Genomic DNA, 26,586 nt, shown 5'->3' on the forward strand with positions numbered 1-26,586 from the left:
CGGTTGTCGGGAGGATTTCAGTTGGAGCTATAATAGTCCTGCATCGACCGCACTTCAAGCTGGCTCGGTTCGACCGTCCGGATCGCCTCGGCCGCTGCGCGCGATGCCGCCGCCGTGGTATAATAGGGAATCTTCATTTCCAGCGCCGTGGCACGGATCGATTTCGAGTCGACCAGCGACTGCCAGCCTTCGGTGGTGTTGAACACCAGGTCGATCTCCCCGTCGATCATCCGGTCGACGATATTCGGCTGCCCCTCGGCGACCTTGTTGACTCGCTCGACCGGCAGGCCCTGTTCGGCAAGATAGCGCTGCGTACCGTCGGTGGCGATGATCTCGAAGCCCATTTCGACCAGCGTTCGCACGGCAGGCACGATTGGCGCCTTGTCGCTCTCCTTCACCGAGACGAACACCCGCCCCTTGCGCGGCAGCCGGACCCCGGCACCCAGCTGCGACTTGAGGAAGGCGGCCGGAAAATCCCGGTCGATCCCCATGACTTCGCCGGTCGAACGCATTTCCGGGGTCAGCACAGGGTCTGCGCCGGGGAAGCGATTGAACGGGAACACAGCCTCCTTCACTGCCATGTAGTCAATGTCGCGCTTGAACGGAGGGAAGTCGGTCAGCTTTTCGCCCGCCATGACCCGCGCGGCGATCTTGACCACCGGCTGACCGATGGCCTTGGCAACGAATGGCACCGTTCGGCTGGCGCGCGGATTGACCTCGATCAGGTAGACTTCCCCGCCCTTGACCGCGAACTGGACATTCATCAGCCCGACGACATCGAGCGCGCGAGCCAGGACTTCGCCCTGTCGCTCCATTTCGTCGACGATTTCGGCAGGCAGCGAATAGGGAGGTATCGTACAGGCGCTATCTCCGGAGTGGACGCCCGCTTCCTCGATATGCTGCATCACACCGGCGATGCGCACTTCCTCGCCGTCGGACACCACATCGACATCGCATTCGATCGCATCGCGCAGATACTGGTCGACCAGCACCGGGCTGTCGCCCGACACGTTGACCGCGGTCCTGATGTAATCGTCGAGTTGGGCCTCGCTGTCGACGATCTCCATCGCCCGCCCGCCGAGCACGTAGGACGGACGCAGCAGCACCGGGTAACCGATCCGCTGCGCCACCGCCGCCGCTTCGTCGCGGCTGTAGGCAATACCGTTCTCCGGCTGTTTGAGCCCGAGCTTGTTGACCAGCTTGGCGAAGCGTTCGCGGTCTTCGGCCAGGTCGATCGCGTCGGGTGAAGTGCCGAGGATCGGGATGCCCGCGTCCTCCAGCGCCTGCGCCAGCTTGAGCGGGGTCTGACCGCCGTATTGTACGATCACCCCGACCAACTCGCCATTCTGCTGCTCGACCCGCAGGATCTCGAGCACATCTTCCGCCGTAAGTGGCTCGAAATAGAGCCGGTCGGAGGTGTCGTAGTCGGTCGAGACGGTTTCCGGGTTGCAGTTGACCATGATGGTCTCGAACCCTGCCTCTTCCAGCGCGAAGCAGGCATGCACACAGCAGTAATCGAACTCGATCCCCTGCCCGATCCGGTTCGGCCCGCCGCCGAGGATGACGACCTTGCGCCGGTCGCTCGGGTTGGCCTCGCACTCGGGCTCACCGAAGCTGGGCGCTTCGTAGGTCGAATACATGTAGGGCGTGATCGCCTCGAACTCCGCGGCGCAGCTGTCGATCCGCTTGTAGACCGGGTGGACACCCAGCTTATGGCGCAATTCGCACACTTCCTTCTCGGACGTCGCCCCCGCCATCGCGCGCAGGGCATCGTGCAGCAGGCCGGAGCGCCTCGCTTGAGTCTCCGCAAGGCCGCCCGCGACCCCTACCGAGCGCACCGCCAGCGTGGCAAGCCGCTTGTCGGAGAAGCCCATCGCCTTGAGCCGGCGCAATTCCGCTGCGGTGTTGGGCAGGCCGTTCTCCCCGATAATGCGCTCTTCGGCGATGATCGCCTCGATCTGGCGCAGGAACCAGGGATCGTAGCCGGTCAGCCCGTTGATCTCGTCGACCGAGAAGCCTTCGCGCATCGCCTGTGCAACGTGGAGCAGCCGGTCGGGTGTGCGCTTGCTGAGCGCCGCGGTGATCGCATCACGGTTAGCGCCTTCCAGCTCGACCACCCGGTTGAAGCCGTCGAGCCCGGTCTCGAGCCCGCGCAGCGCCTTCTGCATCGATTCCTGGAAATTGCGCCCGATCGCCATGACCTCGCCGACCGATTTCATCGCGGTGGCAAGCTCGACCTTGGCGCCCTTGAATTTCTCGAACGCGAAACGCGGGATCTTGGTCACGACATAGTCGATGGTCGGCTCGAAACTGGCCGGGGTCGCGCCGGTGATCTCATTGGTGATCTCGTCGAGCGTGTAGCCGACCGCGAGTTTCGCCGCGACGCGGGCAATCGGGAAACCGGTCGCCTTGGACGCCAGCGCGGAGGAACGCGAGACGCGCGGGTTCATCTCGATCACGATCAGGCGGCCATCCTTCGGGTTGACCGCGAACTGGACGTTCGACCCGCCGGTCTCGACCCCGATCTCGCGCAGCACAGCGATGCTCGCGTTGCGCATGATCTGGTATTCCTTGTCGGTCAGCGTCAGCGCCGGGGCGACGGTGATGCTGTCCCCCGTGTGGACCCCCATCGGATCGACGTTCTCGATCGCGCAGATGATGATGCAGTTGTCCTTGCGGTCGCGCACCACCTCCATCTCGAACTCTTTCCACCCGAGCAGCGATTCCTCGATCAGCACCTCGGTGGTCGGCGAGGCGTCGAGCCCGGTGCGGACGATGTGCTCGAACTCGGCCTTGTTGTAGGCGATCCCGCCCCCGGTGCCGCCGAGGGTGAAGCTGGGGCGGATGATCGCCGGCAGCCCGGTGGTCTCGAGCACGGCAAAGGCCTGCTCGACTGTATTCGCCACGCCGCTGCGCGCGCTTTCCAGCCCGATCCTGTCCATCGCCTCGCGGAACCGCTGGCGGTTCTCCGCCTTGTCGATCGCATCGGCATTGGCCCCGATCATCTGGACGCCGAGCCGGTCGAGCGTGCCGTCGTTGTAGAGCGCCAGCGCGGTGTTGAGCGCGGTCTGCCCGCCCATCGTCGGCAGCACCGCGTCGGGGCGTTCATTTTCGATGATCTTGGCGACGATCTCTGGGGTGATCGGCTCGATATAGGTCGCGTCGGCGAACTCGGGATCGGTCATGATCGTCGCCGGGTTGGAGTTGACCAGGACCACCCGATAGCCCTCCTCCTTGAGCGCCTTGATCGCCTGCGTGCCGGAATAGTCGAACTCGCACGCCTGCCCGATGATGATCGGACCAGCGCCAATGACGAGGATGGAGGAGATGTCAGTGCGTTTGGGCATTTGACCGGAGTGCTTTCATTGCATACAATGATTGCATTGCAATCATCGGAGACTGGCTATGGGTAGCGTGACGATCCGCAACCTCAACGATGCCGTGAAGCGCAATGCGCGGCTTGCAGCGGCACGTAATGGTCGTTCGCTGGAGGCCGAGCTGCGGGCGTTGCTGGAGCGTTCCTATGCCGACAGCACGGATGACCGTGTGGCGCGATTGCGCGCCATGACAGGAGCGGAGGCGGTGGCCCACCTTATCAAGCTGGCCAATGGCGTGGAACTCGACATTCCACCGCGGGAGCATGAAGAGATCGAGTTTCCAGAGTTGTGATCCTGCTCGACACAAATGTCTGGAGCGTGCTGCGCCAGCCGCGTGGACAGGAAGCCGTCGCGAAATGGATCGCTGATCGGATGGGCGACGCGTGGCTCTCGGTGATCGTAATTGCGGAAATCCGGATGGGGGTAGAGAATCCACAGGCGACACAGAAGCGCGAACAGCTTGCCCAATGGCTCGACGACCTCGAGATACTCTGCGCCAACCGAATTCTCGCATTTGAAGCGCCTGCAGCCCACATCTTTGGCGAGCTGATCGCACGGCGAAAAGTTCAGAAACAGGAGACCAAGCTACTCGACATCCAGATCGCAGCGCAGGGGCTGGCCAATGACTGCCCTGTTGCGACCCGCAATGTCCGCGATTTTGAATGGACCGGAGTGAAACTGATCGACCCCTGGGAACCTTGACCGCCTGCGTGCCGGAATAGTCGAACTCGCACGCCTGCCCGATGATGATCGGGCCAGCGCCAATGACGAGGATGGAGGAGATGTCGGTGCGTTTGGGCATTGTTCGCTTTCGCGGTTCCAGGTGGGTGGGTTTACGGGCGGATCGTCGTAGCTTTCGGGACCAAATTCGGGGCCGAATGTCATTGTTGGGCGCTTGAGTCCGTTCGCTTCGACTTCGGAATTGATGCAAGCCGCCGCGGTATGTTGCTCTTCACCCGTGCCCTTGAAATCGACGATGAAAGGCGAGGTGCCCGCACTATTGCCCTTCGCCACTCGTGCGAAGGTGCTGGCACCGCATTGCTCGATTGCTCGCTGAAGAATCCCACGGTCGGCCTCGTTGGAGCACGCTGCACAGCCCAGCCCGAGGGCCGTAACGAGCACGCAATATATATCGGAGCGTTTTGGCATTCAGGCCCTTACTGTTAGCGAAAGCCCCTTCCCTTGAGGGAAGGGGTTGGGGATGGGTGTACGGCGTTGGCAGAAAAGCGACTGACCAGCCTCGCCCGCAAACTTCGCAGCGACATGACCGACGCAGAACGGCAGTTGTGGTCCAGGCTGTGCGCGAAGCAACTCGGCGTGCAGTTCACGCGCCAACACCAGATCGGAAACTTCATCGTAGACTTCGCCTGCCGCAGCTTGCGCCTCGCTATCGAATGCGATGGCGGGCAGCATTCGGACAGCCCGACCGACACCGGCCGCACCGAGGTCATCGAAGCCCACGGCTACCGGGTGATTCGCTTCTGGAACAACGACATCCTCGAAAACACTGACGGTGTCGTCGAAGCGATCCTCGAAGAAATGCGCCTCGCCCGGAATCAAGACCAAATCCCCCTCCCTTGAGGGAGGGGCTAGGGGTGGGTGTACGACGCCCGCGTTGTCGCCCTGCCCCATCACCGCCGAACCCCCATCCCCAACCCTTCCCCAAGGGGAAGGGGATTTGCGGTGGCTGAGGAGATGTCATGGCGTTTGGGCATTATATCGATTGCTCTTGCAGTCGCGCACTCTCGTGGGTGCATTCGATGATCGAAAAGGAAAAATATTCAGCGGGAGGCGAATAATTCTGACCCGAAACAATGCGGGAAAGCGCCAAGGAGGCCTTTGGATCCTCGCAATCATCCGAATAGGGTCCTGCGTCAAAGCTCTCAGGGACTAGCTTTGCCAAGCAATCGACAAATGCCCTATCACCCTCGCTATGAGCGTAGAAATACCGGTGCTCTGCGTCGAAGGTAACTGTACTAGTGGCGTCAACCCATTCCGGGGTCAGCCCGTGCTCGGTTCCGCAAGTTAACATCGCTTGCTTCACCTTTCTTGCAGCATAGTAGTCTTGCAATCGTGGGGTGATCGCGCTGACGCTGACACAAACAAACAGCATGACGATTGCTGCAGCAAGAATTTTACCGACCAATCTGGGAGTTTTGGGCGGCTCATAGCTCACCCCAACATCCCCACAAACTTCTCGAACAGATAAAAACTGTCCTGCGGTCCCGGGCTTGCCTCGGGGTGGTACTGCACCCCGAACGCCCGCTTGCCCGTAATCGCGATCCCGCAATTCGAGCCGTCGAACAGCGAGACGTGGGTCTGCTCCACGCCCTCCGGCAGGGTAACGGCATCGACCGCGAAGCCGTGGTTCATGCTGGTGATCTCGACCAGACCCGAAGTCTCGCCCCAGCCCTCGCCGACGCGCTGGACCGGATGGTTTGCGCCCCTATGCCCCTGGTGCATCTTCATCGTCTTTGCGCCCGCCGCCAGTGCGAGCATCTGGTGGCCGAGGCAGATGCCGAACAGCGGCACGTCACGTTCGAGCAGCGCCTTGATCACCGGCACCGCGTATTCCCCCGTCGCCGCCGGGTCGCCCGGGCCGTTGGAGAGAAACACGCCCGCCGGCTCCAGCGCGAGGATTTCCTCCAGGCCCGTCTTGGCCGGTACTACGGTTACCTTCGCGCCCGCCTTCACCAGATTGCGGAAGATATTGTCCTTCGCGCCATAGTCGATCGCCACGACGTGCGGCTTGTTGCTCCAGTCTGCTCGCCCATAGCCGTGACCAAGCCGCCAGTAGCCACCGCCCCAGTCCTCTTGCGCTTCACGGCTGACGCGCTGGGCTAGGTCCATGCCTTCCAGCCCGGCCCAGCCCTGTGCCCGCTGGTGCAGTTGCGCCAGATCGAAACTTCCACCGGGATCATGTGCAATCACCGCGTTGGGTGCCCCGCTCTGGCGGATCAGCCGGGTCAGCGCGCGGGTGTCGACCCCCGAGAGGCCGATCTTGCCCTGCGCCGCCATCCAGTCGGAGAACTCCTGCGTACTGCGGAAATTGCTGGCCGGCGTAATCGGCTCGCGCACCACGCAGCCGACCGCGCCCTCGACCTTGCTTTCGACATCCTCGGCATTGGCCCCGACATTGCCGATATGGGGGAAGGTGAAGGTGACGATCTGCGCCGCGTAGGAGGGATCGGTCATCACCTCCTGGTACCCGGTCATCGCGGTGTTGAAGCACACTTCGCCCACCGCACTGCCGCTCGCGCCGAAGCCGCGGCCCCAGATCGTCGTCCCGTCGGCCAGGACGAGGACTCCCGTCGCATCCTTGGGTTGCGCAGGCGTAGAGGCAGCAGAAGCCATTTTCGGCTCTCCGAGTCAGGGGTTTTCCGGCAATGTCGCTAAGTGCCGACCGCTAGGCTTGCCCTGCCCTGCCGTCAACCTATCTCCGGCGGGAAACTTGGGCTAAGCGCCCGGCACGACAAACCATCCACAGGAAAGACCGATCCCATGCTCCGCGACGACATCAAGGCCGCCACCATCACCGCCATGAAAGCGGGCGAGAAGGAACGCATCGCCGCGCTCCGCCTGATCGGTGCCAAGATCAAGGATCGCGACATCGAGCTGCGGACCTCGTCGAAGGACATGGCGGACGATCATCTGGTGATCGAAGTGCTCCAGAAAATGGCCAAGCAGCGCCGCGAATCGATCCAGATGTTCGAGGATGGCGGCCGGCAGGAGCTGGCCGACAAGGAAAAGGGCGAACTCGCCGTGATCGAGGAATTCCTGCCGCAGCAGATGAGCGAGGCGGAAACCACCGCAGCGATCGAAGCGATCAAGGCGGAACTCGGTGCAAGCTCGCTCAAGGACATGGGTCCGGTGATGGCCGCGCTCAAGGAACGCCACGGTGCGCAACTCGACATGAGCAAGGCAAGCGGAATGGTGAAGGCGGCGCTTAGCTAGGCCCCCCTCCCGCTTGCGGGAGGGGCTGGGGGAGGGAATGTAAGCAGTGCCAGCCTCAAAACCGCCGTTTGATGACAAAGGCTACTCCCGCCCGACCCGCCGTTCCCGCGATCTGCGAAGCAATGCGACCGAACCGGAACGCATCCTATGGCACCACCTGCGCAGTCGCCAGCTCGCGGATGTCCGCTTCAATCGCCAATTCCCAATTGGGCAGTTCATCTGCGATTTCGTTGCGCGCGGCCCACGTTTGGTAGTCGAACTGGACGGTGAAACCCATGCATCAGATGATGCGCGTGCATCAGATGCAAGGCGCACCGCATTCCTCAATGCACAGGGCTACACCGTGATCCGCTTTTGGAATCACGAAGTCATGGATAGTGTCGAGGGCGTGCTGCACCGCATCGAACTCACACTGGCTGACATGCCCTCCCCCAGCCCCTCCCGCAAGCGGGAGGGGAGTTTGTGGGCTCCACCCCGAGAGAAGGGTGTGAATAGGTGTTGAGCCCCCAATGGCTCGACGAATTGCGCAACCGGTTGACGCTGTCGAGCGTCATCATGCGCACGACCAAGCTCCAGCGTGCCGGGCGCGAGTGGAAGGCGTGCTGCCCGTTCCATGACGAAAAGTCGCCCAGCTTCACCGTCAGCGACGAGAAGGGGTTCTATCACTGCTTTGGATGCGGGGCGCATGGGGATGTCATTCGCTGGATGATCGACCAGCGCGGGCTGCAGTTCATGGACGCGGTGAAGGAGCTCGCGGCAGAGGCCGGGATGGAGGTCCCCGCCCCCGATCCGCGTGCGGCGAAGCGCGCCGAGCAACAGGCGGGATTGCACGATGTGATGCAGGCGGCGCAGGACTGGTTCGTGCGCACTCTGCAGTCGAATACCGGCTCGGGCGCGCGTGACTATCTCAAGACGCGCGGCTTCAACGAGCGGACGGTGGAGCGGTTCGGGTTCGGCTATGCCCCGCCCGATCGGCAGGCGATGAAAGCGGGTCTCTCGCAGTTCGAGGAGCCGTTGCTGGTCGAGGCGGGCCTGCGCATCACCGTGGATGACAAGGAGCCCTACGACCGATTCCGCTCGCGCCTTATGCTGCCGATCCACGATGCGCGAGGGCGCGTGATCGCCTTCGGCGGGCGCATTCTGGAGGCCGACAGCAAGGCGCCGAAATACCTGAACTCGCCCGACACGCCGTTGTTCGACAAAGGGCGCACGCTTTACAATCTCCACCGCGCTGGTCCGGTTTCGCGCCAGAGCGGCCGGCTGGTGGTGGTCGAAGGCTATATGGACGTCATCGCCCTCGCCGCAGCGGGGATCGAGGATGCAGTCGCCCCGCTCGGCACCGCGCTGACCGAGAACCAGATAGAGCTGCTGTGGCGGCTGGTCGAAGCGCCGATCCTGTGTTTCGACGGCGATGCGGCGGGGCAGCGCGCGGCGATGCGAGCGGTGACCCGCGCCCTCCCCCTGCTCCGCCCGGCGCATACGCTGCGGATCGTGCATATGCCCGCAGGTCTCGACCCCGACGACTTGCTCAAGCAGAAGGGTCGCGGTGCGATGGAGGCGATGCTCGATGCGCCGCACAGCCTGCTCGATACGCTGTGGCAACACGAGCGCGACGCGCAACCGCTCGAAACGCCGGAGGCCAAGGCAGGCCTGAAGGCGCGTCTGCTGGGCCATGTCGAGGCGATCCAGCACCCTGACATTGCCGCGCTCTACAAGCGCGAATTGCTGGAACGGTTCTCTGCCTTCGCCTTCCCGCGCCGCGACAATACTCGCCAGCCCGGCCGCCCATGGCAGCGCGGTCTCCCGGTCAACCCGACGCTTAGCCCTGATGCAGCGCGACGCCTCAAGCGAGCGAGCGGTGCCGGTGCGAAGATCGGCCTGTCTTCGGCAGTCGTCACCGGTCTTGCAAGCTTCCCCGACCAGATCGACCGCCACGCGGACGTACTTTCGCGCTTTGCCGCGAGTGACCGAAATCTCGCACCCGCGATAGATTTCCTCCTCGAAGCGGCGGAAACGCTTGAACGCGGCGGCGAATCGCCCATATGCATCCCCGAAGGCCTCGTTGCGCCGCCGGATGAAACCCGTTTCTCCTTCCTGCGTGAAGGTATCGATCCGCAAGCTGCCCGTGACGATCTGGCCGAAGCCGTGTCATTGCTGGTCGAACGACCTGCGCTGGAGGCTGCCCTGCTGGCAGCGACGGCGCGGTTCGAATCCGACCCCGAAGGCGCTTTTGCCGAGCAGCAGCGGTTGCTCAAGCGGAAGCTGGATTTCGAGCGGCGACTCGGGCAGATGGTGAGCGACAGGGCCGCTGCGGCGGCCCGCATGGATTCAGATCGACAGGCCGGCAAGACCACCGGAGATGTCGCAGATACGGATTGAACGGGACATATGGCCTCGAAAAACACGGCGGCGGACAAAGAAGATGCTCCGCTGATCGACCTCAACGAAGCGTCGATCAAAAAGCTGATCACCAAGGCGAAGCGCAAGGGCTACATCACCTACGACGAGCTCAACGAGGCGCTGCCGCAGGACCAGATGAATTCCGAGCAGATCGAGGACGTGATGTCTGCGATCAGTGAAATGGGTGTTAATATCGTCGAGAACGACGAGGAGGCCGAGGCCGAAGGCGAGCAGCAGGACGAAGTCGAGGAAATCGCCGACGACGAGGAAAAGGAAGTCCGCAAGGCCCCCGCCGGTCCGAAGAAGCTCGCCGTGGGCGAGCGGACCGACGATCCGGTGCGCATGTACCTGCGCGAAATGGGCGCGGTCGAACTGCTCAGCCGCGAAGGCGAAATCGCCATCGCCAAGCGGATCGAGGCCGGGCGCGACATGATGATCATGGGCCTGTGCGAAAGCCCGATCACCTTCCACGCGATCATCCACTGGTCCGAAGCGCTCAACAACGAGGAAATGCAGCTGCGCGAGATCCTCGATCTCGACGCGATGCTCTCGAAAGAGCCTCCGGTCGACAAGATGGAGGAAGGCGAGGACGACGACGACGGCGAGATTTCGGAAGAAACCGCCGGCCCGACCATCCGTGATGACGACGAGGTCGAGGAAGAGGAAGAGGCTTCCGACGAGGACGAGGACGGCGAGCAGCGTGCCGCCAAACGGCGCGAGGAAGACGACGAGGAAGACAACACCATGTCCCTCGCGCAGATGGAAGCCGCGCTCAAGCCCGAGGCGCTCGAACGCTTCGAGCGGATCACCAAGCTGTTCAAGAGTTTCGAGAAGCTGCAGGCCGAGCGGGTCGAAACCCTCGCCGCCGGCGCCGAATTCGCGAAGGCCAAGGAAAACAAGTACGAGCGGCTGCGCGAGGAACTCACCGCCGAAGTGGAGAGTGTACAGTTCCATGCGACCAAGATCGAGTTCCTGGTCGACAATCTCTACGCCTTCAATCGCCGCCTGACCGCGCTTGGCGGCCAAATGCTGCGTCTCGCCGAGCGCCACAAGGTCAAGCGCGCCGATTTCCTCGGTGCTTATATCGGCAAGGAACTGGACGAGGACTGGCTCACCAACTGGGCGAAGAAGGACAAGAAATGGGCTGCCTTCGCCGAGAAGGAAGCCGACGCGATCGAGCGTATCCGGCTGGAGATCTCGGATATCGCCAGCCAGTCGGGCATGTCGCTTCCGGAATTCCGCCGCATCGTCAACATGGTCCAGAAGGGCGAGCGCGAGGCGCGCATCGCCAAGAAGGAAATGGTCGAAGCGAACCTGCGGCTGGTGATCTCGATTGCCAAGAAGTATACCAACCGCGGCCTGCAATTCCTTGATCTCATTCAGGAAGGCAACATCGGCCTGATGAAGGCGGTCGACAAGTTCGAATACCGCCGCGGCTACAAGTTCAGCACCTATGCCACCTGGTGGATCCGGCAGGCGATCACCCGCTCGATCGCCGACCAGGCGCGCACCATCCGCATTCCGGTCCACATGATCGAGACGATCAACAAGCTGGTCCGCACCAGCCGCCAGTTCCTGCACGAACAGGGCCGCGAGCCGACCCCGGAAGAGATGGCGGAAAGACTCTCCATGCCTTTGGAAAAGGTGCGGAAAGTCATGAAAATCGCCAAGGAGCCGATCTCCCTCGAAACGCCGATCGGCGACGAGGAAGACAGCCACCTGGGCGACTTCATCGAGGACAAAAATGCGGTGATCCCGGTCGACGCCGCGATCCAGGCCAACCTCAAGGAAACCGTCACCCGCGTGCTCGCCAGCCTCACCCCGCGCGAGGAACGCGTGCTGCGCATGCGCTTCGGCATCGGGATGAACACCGACCACACGCTGGAAGAAGTCGGCCAGCAGTTCTCGGTCACCCGCGAACGCATCAGACAGATCGAAGCCAAGGCGCTGAGGAAGCTCAAGCACCCGAGCCGGTCGCGGAAGATGCGGAGTTTCCTGGATCAGTAATGCAAACAGAGGCGACGCGGCACTTCTACCTTTCAAAGGCAGCAAAGTTCGGCGTCGTTTTGGTCCTTGCGATCGGAGCCATTGTCCCATTGACGGATGTCTACGAGGTCTTCGTCACGGGATCTTACGACTTCGACGCTCGCAACGCCGGCTACCGAGGCGGGACACAGGGGATCAATTCCCTTGTCGCTTGGCCGCTCTTCATTTGGTTTTGTTGGACTCTTCGACCCCTAGTTAAGCATTTCGGTGGAAAGCCACTTTTCTCACTAACCCAGGACGGCATCGAGATACCCTCGGGTTTCATTGCCATCGCGAGATTCTGCGCATCCGAATGCGGTCGCTCCATGTCGATGCTTTGCTGATGACTGCGAATGGGTCGATGTCTTTCCATCCGAATTTTTGCGGTGGCGGACTTTCAGCGCTGAAAGCAAGATTTGGTGATCGCTTCGACCGAGGTATTTTTCAAGAATAGCCGCGAAACAGATCGCTTTTGCGCGATAGTCTGCTTATCATCGGCATGTCCTATCTTTCCAGGCAGCGCTATCCCCTCATCGACCGATAGGCTGGCACCGTTTCGGCGATGGGATCGAGGCGGACGTAGGTCGCGATGGTCAGTGCTGCGACGGTGCAGATCGCTGCGACAACAACCGCACGCTTCGCCTCGACCGGCGGCACCAGCGGCCCCAGCACGGGGATTGCGAGCGCGGCGAGCAGCACTCCGACCGAAGGCAGGTCCGGCCCGACGCCTTGCATGAACATATGCCCGAACTGGAGCAGCATGCCGAGGGCGACCGAGGCGAGGACCACGCGCAGTGCGTCGCCGCTCATACCGGGCAGATAGCGCTTCGACACGCCTATGATCCCGGCGAGCAGCAGCGGCCAGACCACGAGAAACGCCGTCGTCGGCGCGGCGATTTGCATTGCGAGGGCAATCAGCATGCCAAGGATGCTGCCCGCGCGCCCTGCCCACAGCGGCAAGGCCACGACCAACGCCGCGACGCACAGCATTAGCGCCTGCCCTTCGAGCATAGGGATCGCCGCGAGACGGTCGTAATAGCGCAGTTCGCCCGAACCGGCTCCTGACAGCAGATTGGCGAGATACAGCGCCACGCCCCCGCCGACCATCACCGCCCCGCCCGCTGCGAGCCCGCGCCACCATCCACCCGGCATATTGCCGCGCAGGCACAGCAGGTGGAGCGCGGCGGCGACGCCGAGGAGCAGCCATCCTGCCACGCTGCCGTAGTGGATCAGGAACAGCCCCAGCAGGTCGAAGAAGGTCCGGTTCGGCTGCGGAGCGGGTAACGCTTCGGCATTCGCGAGCGCGCTTGTCAGCGCAAGCGACTGATCCCCCATGTCCTGCACCGCGCCCTGATCCAGCGCATCGGGCGTTGCCTTGGGTGAATGGTATTGGCCCGGTCGGCCGATGAACGAAAGATTGTAGGCGGCGTAGTCCAGCTCCAGCGCCGGGGTTAGGTCGGTATCGTTGGGGAGCGCCTCGTAGATGAAGGTCGCCAGCGAGGAGCCGCCCGGTCGGCCTACGGCTCCGGCGTATACTTCGATCGCAGCGCCGTTGTCTGCCGAGGTCTGGAACAGCGTGGTCCGCCCGCCCCCGCCGCGCGCTTCGAGATTGATGATCGCGCCAATGCGCTGCGCCAGCGGGTTCTCGGCGAAGAAATGCCGCGCGCCGAGCAGGCCGAGCTCCTCGCCATCGGTCAGCAAGATCACGATGTCGCGCTTGGCCTGCCCGCTGGCGCGGATCGCGCGCACCGTTTCGAGGATTGCAGCGACCCCGGCGCTGTCGTCGGGCGCGCCGGGGGAGCCATAGACTGTGTCGTGATGCGCCATCAGCGCCACCGCCTCGGCCGAAGGATCGGTGCCGGGGAACACACCGATGACGTTGGTCAGGGTGAGGGCCTCGGGGCGCTCGCCGCTCCACCGTTCCATTTTTTCGAGGCCCCTTTCGGGGACGGAGGCTTCCTCGAGGGTGACTTCGCCGCCCAGCGCTTCGATCTGTCGTTCGAGATAGGCACGAACTTCCGCGTTTTCCGCGCTTCCCGTGGGATGCGGCTCGCGCGCAATGATCCGCACATGCTCCATCGCCCGCGCGGCGGAGAATTCGGTCTCATCTGCGGAAAGCGGTGCCGACGGTTGCGGGGTCGTCGCAAGGACAGCGAGCGCAAGTCCCAGTACCACGGCCAGCGCCGCAGGCATCCAATGCTTCATATAAAGCCCCTCTCTGGCCAGAGTGATGCGGGCGCGCCAGCACTTCGTCAATGCCGTCGCTGCAAATGGGGATGGACAGCCATATATGGTGGCCAGCGCGGTGCGCAGCCCCTATGGAACCGCACTCATCGATTCACTGCTTCAGGTCGCACATCATGCGTATCGCCATCGCCTCGGATCATGCCGCCATCGCGCTCAAGGCCGAGCTGCGCGAGTGGTTGATCGAGCAGGGTCACGAGGTGGCGGACCTTGGGCCGGAGACGCCCGACAGCGTCGATTACCCCGACTACGGTTACAGGCTTGCCTCGGTCGTGGCAGATGGAACGGCGGAACGCGGGATTGCGCTGTGCGGCAGCGGGATCGGGATTTCGATTTCGGTCAATCGCCACCCCGAGTTGCGCTGCGCGCTGGTTTCCGAACCGCTGTCTGCCGCCCTTGCCCGCGAACACAATGATGCGAACTGCATTGCGCTGGGTGCGCGACTAACCGGCAGCGACATGGCCAAGGCCTGCGTTACGGCTTTCCTCGAAACCGAATTCGCCGGTGGCCGCCACCAGCGCCGCGTCGACAAACTTTCCAACCCGAGCTGTTGAGATCCCTGATGAGCACCGCCGAACAGACGAACACCGACATCATGAACCGCTTCTGGCACGACGACCTCGCCACGGCCGACCCGGAGATCGCCGAGGCCTGCGCCAACGAGCTCAAGCGCCAGCAGGACAAGATCGAACTCATCGCGAGCGAAAACATCGCCTCCAAAGCGGTGCTGGAAGCCGCCGGCAGCGTGTTCACCAACAAATACGCCGAAGGCTATCCCGGCAAGCGCTACTACGGGGGCTGCGATTATGCCGACGTGGTCGAGACGCTGGCGATCGAGCGCGCCAAGCAGCTGTTCGGCTGCAACTTCGCCAATGTACAGCCCAACTCGGGTTCGCAGATGAACCAGGCGGTGTTCCTCGCTCTGCTGAACCCCGGCGACACCTTCATGGGGCTCGACCTCAATTCGGGCGGGCACCTGACCCATGGATCGCCGGTCAATATGAGCGGCAAGTGGTTCAATCCCGTCCCCTACGGCGTGCGCAAGGATGACGAGCGCATCGACATGGACGAGGTCATGGCCATCGCCCGCGAGCACAAGCCCAAGCTGATCATCGCCGGCGGCACCGCCTATTCGCGGGTGTGGGACTGGGCCGCCTTCCGCAAGGTCGCGGACGAGGTCGGCGCATATCTGATGGTCGACATGAGCCACATCTCCGGCCTGGTCGCGGGCGGCGCGCATCCCTCGCCCTTCCCGCATGCCCATGTCGTCACCACCACCACCCACAAGAGCCTGCGCGGCCCGCGTTCGGGCGTGATCCTGTGGAACGACGAGGAGCTGACCAAACCGATCAACATGGCGGTGTTCCCCGGCATGCAGGGCGGCCCGCTGTTGCATATCGTCGCCGCCAAGGCGGTCGCCTTCCGCGAGGCGCTGCGACCCGAGTTCAGGGCCTATGCCAGCAGCGTGGTCGAGAATGCCCGTGCGCTGGCCGCAAGCCTCGAGGAAAACGGCCTGCGGATCGTCTCGGGCGGGACGGACAACCATTCGATGCTGGTCGACCTCACCGCGAAGGATGTGACCGGCAAGGCGGCCGAAGCCGGGCTCGACCGCGCCTGGCTGACCTGCAACAAGAACGGCATCCCTTACGACACGCGGAGCCCGTTTGTGACCAGCGGGATCCGCCTCGGCACGCCGGCGGGCACCACGCGCGGCTTCGGCCCGGCCGAATTCCGCAAAGTCGGCAAGCTGATCGCCGAAGTGGTCGATGGCATGGCAAGCAACGGCCCCGAGGGCGATGCGCAGGTCGAGGAAAGCGTGCGCCGCCGCGTGAGCGATCTTTGCGCCGATTTCCCGGTCTATCCCGGCAGGTAGGCACACACGATGCGATGCCCCTTCTGCGCGCATGACGACAGCCAGGTAAAGGACAGCCGCCCGACCGAGGACAACGCCTCGATCCGGCGGCGGCGCCAATGCTCCAGCTGCGGTGCGCGCTTCACCACCTTCGAGCGGGTTCAGCTGCGCGAAGTCACAATCGTCAAATCGGGCGATCGGCGCGAGCCGTTCGACCGCCGCAAGCTCGAACAGTCGGTCTCGCTCGCCTGCCGCAAGCGCGATGTGGCGCAGGAACGGATCGACCAGCTCGTCTCCGGCATCCAGCGCCAGATCGAGACGACAGGCGAACCGGAGGTCGCCTCCTCGCGCATCGGCGAGCTGGTGATGGACGGGCTGCGGCAGATCGACAGCGTCGCCTACATCCGCTTCGCCAGCGTCTATCGCGACTTCAGCGAGGCGCGCGATTTCGAGGAATTCGCCAGCACGGTGCAGGAAGCGGCCACCAAGAACTGATGGCGTTCTGGACTTACATGCTGCGCTGCGCCGACGGGAGCTACTTCCTCGGGCATACCGACGAGCTGGACGACCGGATCGCGCAGCATCAATCCGGCGCGCTGGGTGGCTACACGGCGACACGACTTCCGGTCGAGCTGGTATGGTCCGACCCGTTCGAGACCCGCGAAGAGGCGTTCGATGCAGAGCGCAAGATCAAAGGCTGGTCGCGCGCGAAGAAGGAAGCGCTGGTCCGGGGCGACTGGGCAGCGATCCAGCGTCTGTCGAAGCGGGGCGTCCTTCGAGACGCTCGGACTGACGTCCTCGCTCCTCAGGATGAGCGGGCTCGAGACGCTCGGACTGACGTCCTCGCTCCTCAGGATGAGCGGGCTCGAGACGCTCGGAGCGATGTCCGCGCTCCTCGGGATGAGCGGGCCCTATCAACTCCCGCTCATCCTGAGGAGCCGAAGTCGCAGTCTGAGGCGTCTCGAAGGAAGGTTTCGGCCCATCCCCATCCCGCTCATCCTGAGGAGCCGAAGACGCAGTCTGAGGCGTCTCGAAGGACCGACCCGCCAAACGACCGAAAGCCTATTATCATCCTCGTCCGTCCCCAACTGGGCGAGAATATCGGCAAGACGGCCCGCGCCATGCTCAATTTCGGGCTCACCGAACTGCGGATCGTAAACCCGCGCGACGGGTGGCCCAACCCCGATGCCGGGCCTTCCGCCTCGGGGGCCGACATCGTGCTTGACCGGGCGCAGGTGTTCGCAACCACTGCCGACGCGGTGGCCGACTGCTCCCACATCTACGCCACAACGGTCCGCAAACGCGGCGTGACCAAACCGGTCGTCACACCCGAGCAGGCTGCGCGAGACATCGTCACCGCGCAAGGGCGCAGCGCGATCCTGTTCGGTGCCGAGCGCTCGGGGCTCGAAACCGAGGACGTCGCGCTCGCACGGGCGGTCCTTACCGTGCCGGTGAATCCGGAATTCAGCTCGCTAAACCTCGCGCAAGCGGTGATCCTGTGCGCCTACGAGTGGTCGAAGACCCAGGTGGGCTCGGGCGATCTGGTGCAACCGACGGAGGAAGACCTGCTCCCACCCGCACCGCAGGCAGAGCTTGAAGGGCTGGTTGCGCATTTCGAGCGTCTGCTCGAGCCGAAGGGATACTTTTTTCCGGAGGACCGCGCTGAGGCAAGCAGGCGAACCCTGCGCAACGTGCTGACCAAACCGGGCTGGAACCACCTCGAAGTCCGCACCTTGCGCGGCGTCCTGTCATCACTTGATCGCTCCACGCGGAGGGGGAACTAATAATCCTCGACAAGCAAGGAGCGTGCGATTAGCCACTTGATACAACCCCCTGTTTCTCCGGAGAATCTTCGATGCTCTATGCCCTTACTGCACTTCTTATGGTCGCAAATCCCGTCGAAGCGACGAGCGAGGGAAACGCGCAATCCGGAGAGGTAGAAGGACAGGGCCCACAGCTGACCGTGGAGGCCGAAAAGGCACCGGCTGCTCCCAAACTGCAGTGTCGCAACGTTCAGGAAGTCGGTTCACGCCAGAGCAAACGCGTGTGCCTGACGAAGGAGCAATGGCGCGACTTCAACCGCAATAGCACGCGCGAAGACTGAGCCGCCGGCTCAATTGCGTAGGCGATCCCACTCGTCCATCTCGTAGGCGATGGAAGTTTCGACCAGAAGTTCCCAGATTTTCGCTATCCGATCGGATGGTAATGCCCGGTTTTGTGCGTCGTGGCGTACCGCCTCGATTACTGCGGCCTTGCGTTCTTCGTCGCGCACGGCACCGCGATCCGGTTTGATGCGGGCAGCAGCGCGCATGTAACCGAACCTCCGATCCAGCAGGTCCATGATCTGCCGGTCGGTGGCGTCGACGCCGCGCCGCACATCGGCCATGTCGCGGCACTCGTCCGGTACCTTGAAGCTTTCATCCATCCGCGCGCCTTTGCCGCCTCGTCCCGTATTTGTCGAGTGCCCTTCCCCGCTTGAATCCCAGGCTGCTTGACGGGAAGCCCATTCCTGCTATTGGCGCGCCTTCGCGAATTGGCCCCGTATCCCGGTGAAGCGGTGGCCGCGCTGGAGAGAATTGCTCCTGCGGTGCGATACCGGGTTGAAGCGCCACCACAGGGGTGGCGATAGCAAATCGAAGGACACGACTATGTCGAAGCGCAAGAGCGCCAAGTACAAACTCGACCGCCGGATGGGTGAAAACATCTGGGGTCGTCCCAATTCCCCGGTCAACAAGCGTTCCTACGGCCCCGGCCAGCACGGCCAGCGCCGCAAGGGCAAGACCTCGGACTTCGGCCTCCAGCTGCGCGCCAAGCAGAAGCTCAAGGGCTACTATGGCGACGTGACCGAGAAGCAGTTCAAGGCAACCTACCAGCAGGCATCGAAGATGAAGGGCGATACGTCGCAGAACCTCATCGGCCTGCTCGAGCGCCGCCTCGACATGCTGGTCTACCGTGCCAAGTTCGCGCCGACCATCTTCGCCGCGCGCCAGATCGTCAGCCACGGCCACATCCGCGTCAACGGTGTGAAGTGCAACATCGCGAGCCGCCGGATCGACGTGGGCGACGTGATTTCGCTGGGTGACAAGGCGAAGGAAATGGCACTGGTGATCGAAGCGCAGAGCCTGCCCGAGCGCGACATTCCCGACTACGTCTCGACCGACGGCAACGACAAGGTGACCTTCACCCGCGTGCCGAAGCTCGACGAAGTGCCCTACCCGGTCACGATGGAACCGAACCTGGTCGTCGAATTCTATTCGCGCTGATCCGGTTTCGGAACGACATTCGAAGGGCGGTCCTGCGGGGCCGCCCTTTTCGATTCAATTCACCGCATTTTCAGTGGGTTGGCCGGAACTGGCGGGTGGGTGAAACATTGTTTCGCCATATGCCGAGATATCGATTCATCACGCCGCACCGCCGCGGCAAGTGGTACCCCAGTTTGCAAGAAGCCCAACGATTTGCCAGCGCGATCGGCGCCGGATTTCTCGACCCTGCAGGCAGGTTTGTATTCTATCGCGGAACGGTGCTCGAGATCGGCGACTAACCGAAGTAGTCCCGCCTAAACGCCGCTGCGAACGCCGCAAACCGCTGCTCCGCAATCGCATCGCGCATCGCCGCCATCAGTTGCTGGTAGAACGCGATGTTGTGTTCGGTCATCAACATCGCGCCAAGTATCTCGCCGGCCTTGACCAGGTGGTGCAGATAGGCGCGGCTGTAGGTGGCGCAGGTCGGACAGGTGCAGCGCGAGTCGAGCGGCTCCTGGTCCTCTGCGAAGCGCGCGTTGCGCAGGTTGAGCGGGCCGTGCCAGGTGAAGGCCTGCCCATTGCGGCCCGAACGACTGGGCAGCACGCAATCGAACATATCGACGCCGCGCATCACAGCGCCGACCAGATCGTCGGGCTTGCCGACCCCCATCAGGTAGCGCGGCCTGTCCTGCGGCAACTGGCCGGGCGCGAAATCGAGCGTGGCGAACATCGCCTCCTGCCCCTCGCCCACCGCAAGCCCGCCGATGGCATAGCCGTCGAATCCGATCTCGGTCAGCTTCCCCGCACTCTCCGCCCGCAGACCCTCGTCGAGCGCACCCTGCTGGATACCGAACAGCGCGGCACGGCTGGCATGCTCCCCGCCGCTGTCGAACGCGTCGCGGCTGCGTTTGGCCCAGCGCATCGACATCTCCATGCTCTTCGCGATCTCCTCGCGCGGTTGGTCGGCGCGCGGGCATTCGTCGAACGCCATCACGATGTCGGAGCCGAGCAGGCGCTGGATTTCCATGCTGCGCTCGGGCGTGAGCATGTGCTTCGATCCGTCGATGTGGCTGCGGAATTCGACGCCATGCTCGGTCAGCTTGCGCAGGTCGGAGAGACTCATCACCTGATAACCGCCGCTGTCGGTCAGGATCGGGCGATGCCAGTTCATGAATTTGTGCAGCCCGCCGAGCCGTGCAACTCGCTCCGCCCCGGGGCGCAACATCAGGTGGTATGTGTTGCCGAGGATGATGTCCGCGCCCGTTGCGCGCACACTCTCGGGCTTCATCGCCTTGACCGTCGCCGCCGTGCCGACCGGCATGAAAGCGGGTGTGCGAATCTCGCCGCGCTGCATGTGGATCGTGCCGGTGCGGGCCTTGCCATCGGTGGCGTGGATTTCGAAGGAGAAGCGGTCGGCGGTCATGGGCTCGCCCCATAAACGGGTTTGGGTCAGAGTCGACCACAACCGTCGTAAACCCACCCCAACCCCTCCCTTGAGGGAGGGGCAGCGAGACTTGCGAGCTTGCTCGCTAGTCGCAGCGGGGTGGGCTTGCGGCGCCGCAGCTTACGCGCGTCACGCGCGCAGGCGCCAGCCCGTCCTGAAAATGTAAGCGATGATCGCAACGCACACCGCGAGGAAACCCAGCGTCAGCCCGAGCGAGACGCCGATCGATACGTCTGACTGGCCATAGAAGGTCCAGCGCAGCCCGTTGACCAGATAGACGATCGGGTTTGCCAAAGCGATCTTGTCCCACGGGCTCGGCAGCATGTCGATCGAGTAAAAGGTACCGCCGAGGAAGGTCAGCGGGGTGAGGATCAGCATCGGGATGATCCCAAGCTTCTCGAAATTGTCTGCCCAGATGCCGAGAATGAAACCGAACAGGCTGAACGCCGATGCGACCAGCATGATGTAGAGCAGCGCCCAGAATGGATGGACGATGGTGTAGTCGACGAACAGCATCGCGGTCGTAAGGATGATCGCGGCGAGGATCAGGCTCTTGGTCGCCGCGGCCCCTACGAAGCCGACGAGAGTTTCTGCCACGCCGACAGGTGCGGATAGCAGCTCATAGATCGTGCCGGTGAAGCGCGGCATGTAGATCCCGAAGCTCGAATTCGAGGTCGTCTCCCCCAGCAGGGTGAGCATCAACAGGCCGGGGATGATGAAGGCGGCGTAGTCCACCCCGCCGAGATCGGGCATCCGCCCGCCGATCGCTGCGCCGAAGACGATGAAATAGAGCGAGGTGGTGAGCACCGGCGAGAGCACTGACTGGAACGCAGTGCGCAGGAAGCGCATCAGTTCCCGCGTGTAGATCGACCAGGCGGATCGTGCATTGAAGCTCATGCCGCGCCCTCCACTTCCTGTTCCTCGACAAGGTCGACGAAAATGTCCTCGAGAGAAGAATCGTGGATGTCGATCCCGGTGTAGTCGATCCCGGCCCGCACCAGCGCCTTGGTCAGCTCGGCCACTTCCGCCTTGCCCTTGCCGGTACCGTCCCCGCCGCGATAGCAAATCGAGGTTCCGCCGTTCTCGAGACTGACCGTCAAGGCGGCGAGCGCGGCGGGAAGCTCGGCCAGCGGCTGCGCGAGGGTGATGACCGCCTCGGTCCGGCCAAGGCGCTTCATCATCGCGGCCTTGTCGTCGACCATCAGGATGCGGCCCTTGCGGATGATGCCCACACGGTCAGCCATTTCCTCGGCTTCCTCGATGTAATGAGTGGTCAGGATGATCGTCACCCCGCGCTCGCGCATCGCCCCGATCAGCCGCCACATGTCGCGCCGCAGTTCGACATCGACCCCGGCGGTCGGCTCGTCGAGAAACAGGAGGTCGGGTTCGTGGGCCAGCGCCTTGGCGATCAGCACGCGGCGCTTCATCCCGCCCGACAGCGTCATGATCCGGTCCTTGCGCTTCTCCCACAGGCTGAGCGAGCGCAGGACCTGTTCGATATGCGCCGGGTTCGGTGCCAGGCCGAACAGCCCGCGCGAATAAGCGACCGCGCGCTCCACCGGTTCGAACATGTCGGTCGAAAGCTCCTGCGGCACCAGCCCGATCCGTGCGCGCGCCCTGCGCCAGTCGGTAGCCATATCGTGGCCGAAGGCACGCATGATTCCGGCGGTGGGGCGGACCAGGCCGCACACCGCGCCGATCAGCGTCGTCTTGCCGGCACCGTTCGGACCGAGCAGCGCGAAAATCTCGCCCTTGTTGATCGTGAGATCGACATCGTCGAGCGCTACCAGCCCGCTGGCATAGCGCTTGGTCAGGCCGGAAATCTCGAGAATGGCTGTCATTTCGCCTCCATGGCACTGCGCCGGACGGACGTATCTAGCTATTGCGTTTCCGTTTGCAACTTAGGCCGGTTCGGGAAGCAGCAAACTCGAATCGCCATAGCTGTAGAACCGGTACTCATGCTCGATCGCATGGGCATAGGCCTCGAGCATCCGTTCGCGGCCCATCAGGGCGCTGACCAGCATGAACAGCGTTGATTTGGGCAGGTGGAAATTTGTCATCAGCCCGTCAATCCCGTTGAAGCGATAGCCGGGGGTGATGAAAATCGCGGTGTCGCCTTCGAAAGGGTGAATGACGCGGTCTTCGTCGGCAGCGCTTTCGAGCAGGCGCAGGCTGGTGGTGCCTACGGCGAGAATGCGATGGCCGTCACGCCGTGCTGCATTCAGGCGCTCGGCAGTCGCGGGTTCGATCCGGCCCCACTCGGCGTGCATCGCGTGGTCCTGCGTATCGTCGGCCTTGACCGGCAGGAAGGTCCCGGCCCCGACATGGAGCGTCAGCGTCTCGCGCCGGATGCCTGCCGCATCGAGCGCGTCGAGCAGGCCCTGCGTGAAGTGCAGCGAAGCGGTCGGCGCGGCAACGGCGCCGTCTTTCTCGGCGAAGATCGTCTGATAATCCTCGCGGTCGCGCGCATCGGTCGGCCGCTTGCCCGCGATATAGGGCGGGAGCGGCATTTGCCCTGCGCGTTCGAGCAGGACCTCGACCGGTTCCTGCCCCTCGAACGCCAGCGTAAAGCTGCCATCGGCATGGCGTTCCTCGGCAATGGCGCTGACATCGTCCGCAAACTCGATCCGGTCGCCTTCGCGCAGCCGCTTGGCGTTGCGGATGAAGGCCTGCCAGCGGCGCAGGTCGATTCGCTTGTGCAGTGTCGCCCCGATCCGTGCCTCTCCGCGCCTTCCCTCGAGCTGAGCCGGGATCACCCGTGTATCGTTGAACACCAGCACATCGCCCGCGCGCAGCAATTGCGGCAGGTCGCGCACTGTCCGGTCGGCGAAGGGCTGGCTACCCTCGACCAGCAGCATCCGCGCCGAATCGCGCGGGACGGCGGGACGCAGGGCAATCCGCTCGGGCGGTAGGTCGAAATCGAACAGGTCGACGCGCATGGGGTTGGGGTCCTTCGCGCCTCAGGCCCTTCGAGACGCTCGGGCGAAGCCCTCGCTCCTCAGGGTGAGCGGAATTCTTGAATACACTCCAGCACTCCGCTCATCCTGAGGAGGGCGAAGGCTTTGCCTGAGCCCGTCTCGAAGGACAATCTGCCTCACAAGCTGAGGGCAATGCCGCTTCAATTCCCCGTCGAAGCGTTGAGCATGTCGAGGGTGATCGGTGCATCCTCATCCACCGGTGCGGCGCCCGGTGCCGGCACCGGCTTGTTGTCCGACGCGATCGAGGCCTGGAGAATCCGCGTGGGATTGGTCGGCGGCTCGCCCCGGTTGATCGCATCCACCGCGTCCATCCCGGCGATCACCCGCCCGAAATTGGTGTAGGTCTTGTCGAGCCCGAAGCGCGGCATGAAGGTGATGAAGAACTGGCTGTTGGCGCTGTCTTCCGCCGTCGCGCGCGCCATCGACACCGTTCCGCGCAGGTGCGGCATCGGGTTGAACTCCTGCTTCAGGTCGGGGAGCGGCGAGCCGCCCTGCCCGGTCCCGGTCGGATCGCCGGTTTGCGCCATGAAGCCTTCGATCACCCGGTGGAAAATGATCCCGTCGTAGAACCCCTGCCGGGTGAGCGTCTTGATCCGCTCGACATGGTTGGGTGCCCAATTCGGCATCAGGCGGATTGCCACGCGCTTGCCGTTCGACAGGTCGAGCAGCAGGATGTTCTCGCGATCCGCCGTGGCGTCGAAGTTCACTCGGTCGTAGACGCGGGGCTGTTCGGCGGGAGCGTTCTCCGCCTCCTGCGCCGCAACGGCAACCGGGGAAAGCGCCAGCGAAGCAAGCGCCGTGGCAGCGAACAGTCGTGCAATCATGGTAATTCCGTAGCCTTCAATCGTGTGCGTTGCGTCTAGCCAAGCGCGGCTTGCGACACAATGAATGTTCGCGCCGGCAATGTTCGCGCTGCGAGCGGGGATCAGTAATCGCCGAGGCGCCCGATCTTCTCGACCCGGGCGATTACATCCTCGCACACCGGCGCGCTGACGAAAGGCGAAATGTCCCCGCCGAACAGGGCGATTTCCTTGACCAGCTTGGACGCGATCGGCTGGAGCGAAACATCGGCCATCAGGAACACCGTCTCGATCGTGTGGTCGAGCTGCTGGTTCATCCCCGCCATCTGGTATTCGTACTCGAAGTCGGCCACCGCGCGGAGCCCGCGGATCAGGACATTTGCCCCCATCTTCTGGGCAAACTTGACCAGCAGCGCATTGAACCCGACGACTTCGGCGTTCGCGATACCCATCGCCACGATCTCCCGCTCGACCATCGCGAAGCGTTCTTCGGTGGTGAACATCGGGTTCTTCGACGGATTGGTGGTGACCCCGATGATCAGCCGGTCGGCCAGCTTCGCCCCGCGCCGGATGATATCCGCATGGCCCAGCGTGATCGGGTCGAAGGTGCCGGGGTAGATGCCTATGCGTTCGCTCATTACCGGTCCCTCTCGACGATGTACCGCGCCAAGGCGCGCAGCAGGTCCGCCTCGCTGCCGTGCGAGGCAAGGTGGCCGACCGCCTGCTCGACCAGCGCCCGCGCCTGTTCGCGGGCGGGTTCGACCCCCATCAAAGCGACGAAAGTCTGCTTGCCCTGCCCCTCGTCCTTGCGCAGCGCCTTGCCCGCCTTGTCGGCATCGCCCTCGACATCGAGCAGGTCGTCGGCGATCTGGAATGCGAGGCCGATATCGCGTGCGTATGCCCGCAGGTGCCCCCTGCCCTCTTGCGGCACGCGACCGAGGATCGCACCCATCTCGACCGATGCGGCCAGCAGCGCGCCGGTCTTGAGCTGTTGCAGCCGTGTGATGGTGTGGAGATCGTAATCCTCCGCGCCCGACTCCATATCCATCATCTGGCCGCCGGCCATCCCGTCCTTCCCGCTCGCGATGGCGAGCGTCGCGATCAGCTCGGAGCGGATGAAGGGATCGGCGCTGATGTCGGTGCTTGAGAGAATCTCGAAGGCGAGCGCATGGAGCGAGTCGCCCGCAAGCACCGCGGTCGCCTCGTCGAACTGCTTGTGCAGTGTCGGCTTGCCGTGGCGCAGATCGTCATCGTCCATGCACGGCAAATCGTCGTGGATCAACGAATAGACATGGATTGCCTCGATTGCGCATCCGGCGCGCACTGCCGCCTCCCGGTCCACACCATACAGGTCTGCGGTGGCGGTGAGCAGCAGCGGCCGCACACGCTTGCCGCCGCCGATCGCGGCGTAGCGCATGGCCTCGACCAGCCGGGCGCGCGAATCCGCCGGAACCGGGAGTAAGGCATCAAACGCCGCATCCACTTCGCCTTGAATGCGTTTGAGCCCGGTCTTGAGCAGCGAATCCGGAAGGCTCGTCACCCCCATGGTCAGCCGTCCGCGTCGAGCGGCACGGTGCCCTGCGCCGAGCCGTCGGGGCCCTGCACGATCTTCTCGATCCGCGCCTGCGCCGCGTCCAGCCGCTTCTGGCAATGCTGCCGCAGGGCCTCGCCCCGTTCGTAGAGATCGATCGACGCATCGAGCGGCACTTCGCCGCTCTCAAGCTGCCTGACCACCTGCTCGAGCGCGCGCAGCGCGTCTTCGAAGCTCATTGCCGAAATTTCGGGATTTGCGTCCGCCATGGTGACGAGCATTGACCGCGCGCCCCGCCTTGGTCAAGCAGCGCAGCAAGGGAGACACGCCGATGAAGTGGATTATCGCCTATGCAGCCGCCGCGATCAGCTTCGGCGTGCTCGATTCGATCTGGCTGCGGTGGGCGGCAACCAATCTCTACAAGCCGGTGATCGGCGAGATCATGACCGACAGCTTCCGCGTGGCTCCGGCCCTGGCGTTCTATGTGATCTACATCGCGGGCATGGTCTATTTCGCGATTCGCCCCGGCCTCGCCTCAGGGCAAGTGATGCAGGCGGTGCTGAACGGTGCGCTGCTGGGCGGGTTGTGTTACGCGACCTTCGACCTGACCAGCCAGGCCGTCATGAAGGTGTGGGCAACGCATGTCAGTGTCGCTGATATCGCATGGGGCGCTTTCGCAACGGCAGTTGCCAGCGGGGTCGCCTGCTGGATAACACTCAAATTCGCGTCGTAAGAGCGC

At 63.5% G+C, this 26,586-nt stretch carries 27 protein-coding genes and 1 pseudogene; 14 read left to right on the forward strand and 14 right to left on the reverse strand.

The genetic code is table 11. The annotated features are described in order from the left end of the window. Positions 1-17: 17 nt before the first annotated feature. Complete coding sequence (carB, locus tag NSO95_RS08275) at positions 18-3,347, reverse strand: carbamoyl-phosphate synthase large subunit (RefSeq protein WP_257595720.1); 3,330 nt, start codon at positions 3,345-3,347, stop codon at positions 18-20. A 58-nt stretch (positions 3,348-3,405) separates the two neighbouring features. Between carB and NSO95_RS08280 the strand changes: the two genes are divergently transcribed. After that, complete coding sequence (locus NSO95_RS08280) at positions 3,406-3,669, forward strand: FitA-like ribbon-helix-helix domain-containing protein (protein WP_257595721.1); 264 nt, start codon at positions 3,406-3,408, stop codon at positions 3,667-3,669. After that, a complete protein-coding gene (locus NSO95_RS08285; protein WP_257595722.1) occupies positions 3,666-4,079 on the forward strand; it encodes a PIN domain-containing protein in 414 nt (137 codons plus the stop codon). The genes NSO95_RS08280 and NSO95_RS08285 overlap by 4 nt, the downstream gene beginning before the upstream one ends. Here NSO95_RS08285 and NSO95_RS15395 read toward each other — a convergent pair. Then, positions 4,075-4,179 (reverse strand): annotated as a pseudogene (locus NSO95_RS15395) (carbamoyl phosphate synthase preATP-grasp domain-containing protein); the annotation flags it as partial. The gene NSO95_RS08285 and the pseudogene NSO95_RS15395 sit on opposite strands and share 5 nt — an antisense overlap. 413 nt (positions 4,180-4,592) lie before the next feature. On the opposite strand from NSO95_RS15395, the gene NSO95_RS08290 reads away from it, so the two are divergent. After that, positions 4,593-4,958, forward strand: a complete 366-nt coding sequence (locus NSO95_RS08290; RefSeq protein WP_257595723.1) for an endonuclease domain-containing protein — start codon at positions 4,593-4,595, stop codon at positions 4,956-4,958. Positions 4,959-5,091: 133 nt separating this feature from the next. Here the strand turns inward: NSO95_RS08290 and NSO95_RS08295 are convergent, their stop codons facing one another. Then, entirely contained in the window at positions 5,092-5,553 is a 462-nt protein-coding gene (locus NSO95_RS08295; protein WP_257595724.1) for a hypothetical protein, read from the reverse strand. Continuing rightward, positions 5,550-6,731, reverse strand: a complete 1,182-nt coding sequence (carA, locus tag NSO95_RS08300; protein WP_257595725.1) for a glutamine-hydrolyzing carbamoyl-phosphate synthase small subunit — start codon at positions 6,729-6,731, stop codon at positions 5,550-5,552. Before carA ends, NSO95_RS08295 begins: the two co-directional genes overlap by 4 nt. A gap of 147 nt (positions 6,732-6,878) precedes the next feature. Here carA and NSO95_RS08305 point away from each other — a divergent pair, with 147 nt between their 5' ends. The 4 genes from NSO95_RS08305 to rpoD are packed head-to-tail and all read left to right on the forward strand — an operon-like array spanning position 6,879 to position 11,738. Next, a complete protein-coding gene (locus NSO95_RS08305) occupies positions 6,879-7,331 on the forward strand; it encodes a GatB/YqeY domain-containing protein (protein ID WP_257595726.1) in 453 nt (150 codons plus the stop codon). 46 nt (positions 7,332-7,377) lie between these two features. Continuing rightward, positions 7,378-7,833, forward strand: a complete 456-nt coding sequence (locus NSO95_RS08310) for an endonuclease domain-containing protein (RefSeq protein WP_366519000.1) — start codon at positions 7,378-7,380, stop codon at positions 7,831-7,833. Beyond that, positions 7,827-9,710: a DNA primase gene (dnaG, locus tag NSO95_RS08315; RefSeq protein WP_257595727.1), complete on the forward strand. Its 1,884-nt coding sequence runs from the start codon at positions 7,827-7,829 to the stop codon at positions 9,708-9,710. The genes NSO95_RS08310 and dnaG overlap by 7 nt, the downstream gene beginning before the upstream one ends. A gap of 9 nt (positions 9,711-9,719) precedes the next feature. After that, the gene (gene rpoD / locus NSO95_RS08320; RefSeq protein ID WP_257595729.1) at positions 9,720-11,738 is read left to right on the forward strand and encodes an RNA polymerase sigma factor RpoD; all 2,019 of its coding nucleotides are present in this window, start codon (positions 9,720-9,722) and stop codon (positions 11,736-11,738) included. Between the two features lie 540 nt (positions 11,739-12,278). Here rpoD and NSO95_RS08325 read toward each other — a convergent pair. Then, positions 12,279-13,961: a M20/M25/M40 family metallo-hydrolase gene (locus tag NSO95_RS08325; RefSeq protein WP_257595730.1), complete on the reverse strand. Its 1,683-nt coding sequence runs from the start codon at positions 13,959-13,961 to the stop codon at positions 12,279-12,281. 155 nt (positions 13,962-14,116) lie between these two features. Between NSO95_RS08325 and rpiB the strand changes: the two genes are divergently transcribed. The 5 genes from rpiB (at position 14,117) to NSO95_RS08350 (ending at position 17,956) form a co-directional block, all read left to right on the forward strand. Further along, the gene (gene rpiB / locus NSO95_RS08330; protein ID WP_257595731.1) at positions 14,117-14,554 is read left to right on the forward strand and encodes a ribose 5-phosphate isomerase B; all 438 of its coding nucleotides are present in this window, start codon (positions 14,117-14,119) and stop codon (positions 14,552-14,554) included. 8 nt (positions 14,555-14,562) lie between these two features. After that, positions 14,563-15,873 (forward strand): serine hydroxymethyltransferase, encoded by a 1,311-nt coding sequence (glyA, locus tag NSO95_RS08335; protein ID WP_257595732.1) that lies wholly within the window; start codon positions 14,563-14,565, stop codon positions 15,871-15,873. Between the two features lie 9 nt (positions 15,874-15,882). After that, positions 15,883-16,347, forward strand: coding sequence for a transcriptional regulator NrdR (nrdR, locus tag NSO95_RS08340; RefSeq protein ID WP_257595733.1), 465 nt, complete (start codon positions 15,883-15,885; stop codon positions 16,345-16,347). Continuing rightward, entirely contained in the window at positions 16,347-17,636 is a 1,290-nt protein-coding gene (locus NSO95_RS08345; protein WP_257595734.1) for a TrmJ/YjtD family RNA methyltransferase, read from the forward strand. The genes nrdR and NSO95_RS08345 overlap by 1 nt, the downstream gene beginning before the upstream one ends. Before the next feature lie 71 nt (positions 17,637-17,707). Next, complete coding sequence (locus NSO95_RS08350) at positions 17,708-17,956, forward strand: hypothetical protein (RefSeq protein WP_257595735.1); 249 nt, start codon at positions 17,708-17,710, stop codon at positions 17,954-17,956. 9 nt (positions 17,957-17,965) lie between these two features. On the opposite strand, the gene NSO95_RS08355 is transcribed toward NSO95_RS08350, so the two are convergent. Next, on the reverse strand, positions 17,966-18,277 hold the full coding sequence (locus NSO95_RS08355; RefSeq protein WP_257595736.1) for a chorismate mutase: 312 nt from the start codon (positions 18,275-18,277) through the stop codon (positions 17,966-17,968). Positions 18,278-18,500: 223 nt separating this feature from the next. Between NSO95_RS08355 and rpsD the strand changes: the two genes are divergently transcribed. Further along, the gene (rpsD, locus tag NSO95_RS08360) at positions 18,501-19,115 is read left to right on the forward strand and encodes a 30S ribosomal protein S4 (protein WP_257595737.1); all 615 of its coding nucleotides are present in this window, start codon (positions 18,501-18,503) and stop codon (positions 19,113-19,115) included. Positions 19,116-19,389: 274 nt separating this feature from the next. Here rpsD and tgt read toward each other — a convergent pair whose 3' ends face one another. The 8 genes from tgt to NSO95_RS08400 form a co-directional block, all read right to left on the reverse strand. Continuing rightward, positions 19,390-20,517, reverse strand: coding sequence for a tRNA guanosine(34) transglycosylase Tgt (gene tgt, locus NSO95_RS08365; RefSeq protein WP_257595738.1), 1,128 nt, complete (start codon positions 20,515-20,517; stop codon positions 19,390-19,392). Between the two features lie 150 nt (positions 20,518-20,667). Then, positions 20,668-21,435, reverse strand: coding sequence for an ABC transporter permease (locus tag NSO95_RS08370; RefSeq protein WP_257595739.1), 768 nt, complete (start codon positions 21,433-21,435; stop codon positions 20,668-20,670). After that, a complete protein-coding gene (locus NSO95_RS08375; RefSeq protein ID WP_257595740.1) occupies positions 21,432-22,379 on the reverse strand; it encodes an ABC transporter ATP-binding protein in 948 nt (315 codons plus the stop codon). The genes NSO95_RS08370 and NSO95_RS08375 overlap by 4 nt, the downstream gene beginning before the upstream one ends. Positions 22,380-22,439: 60 nt before the next feature. Continuing rightward, positions 22,440-23,477 carry a tRNA preQ1(34) S-adenosylmethionine ribosyltransferase-isomerase QueA gene (gene queA, locus NSO95_RS08380; RefSeq protein WP_257595741.1) on the reverse strand — a complete coding sequence of 346 codons (1,038 nt, stop codon included), beginning with the start codon at positions 23,475-23,477 and terminating at the stop codon, positions 22,440-22,442. A gap of 179 nt (positions 23,478-23,656) precedes the next feature. Continuing rightward, a complete protein-coding gene (locus NSO95_RS08385) occupies positions 23,657-24,340 on the reverse strand; it encodes a peptidylprolyl isomerase (protein WP_257595742.1) in 684 nt (227 codons plus the stop codon). 101 nt (positions 24,341-24,441) lie between these two features. After that, the gene (gene coaD, locus NSO95_RS08390) at positions 24,442-24,954 is read right to left on the reverse strand and encodes a pantetheine-phosphate adenylyltransferase (protein WP_257595743.1); all 513 of its coding nucleotides are present in this window, start codon (positions 24,952-24,954) and stop codon (positions 24,442-24,444) included. After that, positions 24,954-25,862: a polyprenyl synthetase family protein gene (locus tag NSO95_RS08395; protein WP_257595744.1), complete on the reverse strand. Its 909-nt coding sequence runs from the start codon at positions 25,860-25,862 to the stop codon at positions 24,954-24,956. Before NSO95_RS08395 ends, coaD begins: the two co-directional genes overlap by 1 nt. 2 nt (positions 25,863-25,864) lie before the next feature. After that, positions 25,865-26,116: an exodeoxyribonuclease VII small subunit gene (locus NSO95_RS08400; RefSeq protein WP_257595745.1), complete on the reverse strand. Its 252-nt coding sequence runs from the start codon at positions 26,114-26,116 to the stop codon at positions 25,865-25,867. 62 nt (positions 26,117-26,178) lie between these two features. Here NSO95_RS08400 and NSO95_RS08405 point away from each other — a divergent pair, with 62 nt between their 5' ends. Further along, positions 26,179-26,580: a DUF2177 family protein gene (locus NSO95_RS08405; protein WP_257595746.1), complete on the forward strand. Its 402-nt coding sequence runs from the start codon at positions 26,179-26,181 to the stop codon at positions 26,578-26,580. The last annotated feature ends 6 nt before the right edge of the window (positions 26,581-26,586 follow it).

This window comes from Parerythrobacter lacustris (assembly GCF_024626475.1).
GTDB classification, from domain to species: Bacteria; Pseudomonadota; Alphaproteobacteria; order Sphingomonadales; family Sphingomonadaceae; genus Parerythrobacter_A; species Parerythrobacter_A lacustris.

Excerpts from the sequence above, each read along its gene's own strand:
- carB (WP_257595720.1), bottom strand. The coding sequence starts at position 3,347 with ATGCCCAAACGCACTGACATCTCCTCCATCCTCGTCATTGGCGCTGGT.
- NSO95_RS08280 (WP_257595721.1), top strand. The coding sequence starts at position 3,406 with ATGGGTAGCGTGACGATCCGCAACCTCAACGATGCCGTGAAGCGCAAT.
- carA (WP_257595725.1), bottom strand. The coding sequence starts at position 6,731 with ATGGCTTCTGCTGCCTCTACGCCTGCGCAACCCAAGGATGCGACGGGA.
- NSO95_RS08305 (WP_257595726.1), top strand. The coding sequence starts at position 6,879 with ATGCTCCGCGACGACATCAAGGCCGCCACCATCACCGCCATGAAAGCG.
- rpoD (WP_257595729.1), top strand. The coding sequence starts at position 9,720 with ATGGCCTCGAAAAACACGGCGGCGGACAAAGAAGATGCTCCGCTGATC.
- NSO95_RS08325 (WP_257595730.1), bottom strand. The coding sequence starts at position 13,961 with ATGAAGCATTGGATGCCTGCGGCGCTGGCCGTGGTACTGGGACTTGCG.
- rpiB (WP_257595731.1), top strand. The coding sequence starts at position 14,117 with ATGCGTATCGCCATCGCCTCGGATCATGCCGCCATCGCGCTCAAGGCC.
- glyA (WP_257595732.1), top strand. The coding sequence starts at position 14,563 with ATGAGCACCGCCGAACAGACGAACACCGACATCATGAACCGCTTCTGG.
- nrdR (WP_257595733.1), top strand. The coding sequence starts at position 15,883 with ATGCGATGCCCCTTCTGCGCGCATGACGACAGCCAGGTAAAGGACAGC.
- NSO95_RS08345 (WP_257595734.1), top strand. The coding sequence starts at position 16,347 with ATGGCGTTCTGGACTTACATGCTGCGCTGCGCCGACGGGAGCTACTTC.
- NSO95_RS08350 (WP_257595735.1), top strand. The coding sequence starts at position 17,708 with ATGCTCTATGCCCTTACTGCACTTCTTATGGTCGCAAATCCCGTCGAA.
- NSO95_RS08355 (WP_257595736.1), bottom strand. The coding sequence starts at position 18,277 with ATGGATGAAAGCTTCAAGGTACCGGACGAGTGCCGCGACATGGCCGAT.
- rpsD (WP_257595737.1), top strand. The coding sequence starts at position 18,501 with ATGTCGAAGCGCAAGAGCGCCAAGTACAAACTCGACCGCCGGATGGGT.
- tgt (WP_257595738.1), bottom strand. The coding sequence starts at position 20,517 with ATGACCGCCGACCGCTTCTCCTTCGAAATCCACGCCACCGATGGCAAG.
- NSO95_RS08370 (WP_257595739.1), bottom strand. The coding sequence starts at position 21,435 with ATGAGCTTCAATGCACGATCCGCCTGGTCGATCTACACGCGGGAACTG.
- NSO95_RS08375 (WP_257595740.1), bottom strand. The coding sequence starts at position 22,379 with ATGACAGCCATTCTCGAGATTTCCGGCCTGACCAAGCGCTATGCCAGC.
- queA (WP_257595741.1), bottom strand. The coding sequence starts at position 23,477 with ATGCGCGTCGACCTGTTCGATTTCGACCTACCGCCCGAGCGGATTGCC.
- NSO95_RS08385 (WP_257595742.1), bottom strand. The coding sequence starts at position 24,340 with ATGATTGCACGACTGTTCGCTGCCACGGCGCTTGCTTCGCTGGCGCTT.
- coaD (WP_257595743.1), bottom strand. The coding sequence starts at position 24,954 with ATGAGCGAACGCATAGGCATCTACCCCGGCACCTTCGACCCGATCACG.
- NSO95_RS08395 (WP_257595744.1), bottom strand. The coding sequence starts at position 25,862 with ATGGGGGTGACGAGCCTTCCGGATTCGCTGCTCAAGACCGGGCTCAAA.
- NSO95_RS08400 (WP_257595745.1), bottom strand. The coding sequence starts at position 26,116 with ATGGCGGACGCAAATCCCGAAATTTCGGCAATGAGCTTCGAAGACGCG.
- NSO95_RS08405 (WP_257595746.1), top strand. The coding sequence starts at position 26,179 with ATGAAGTGGATTATCGCCTATGCAGCCGCCGCGATCAGCTTCGGCGTG.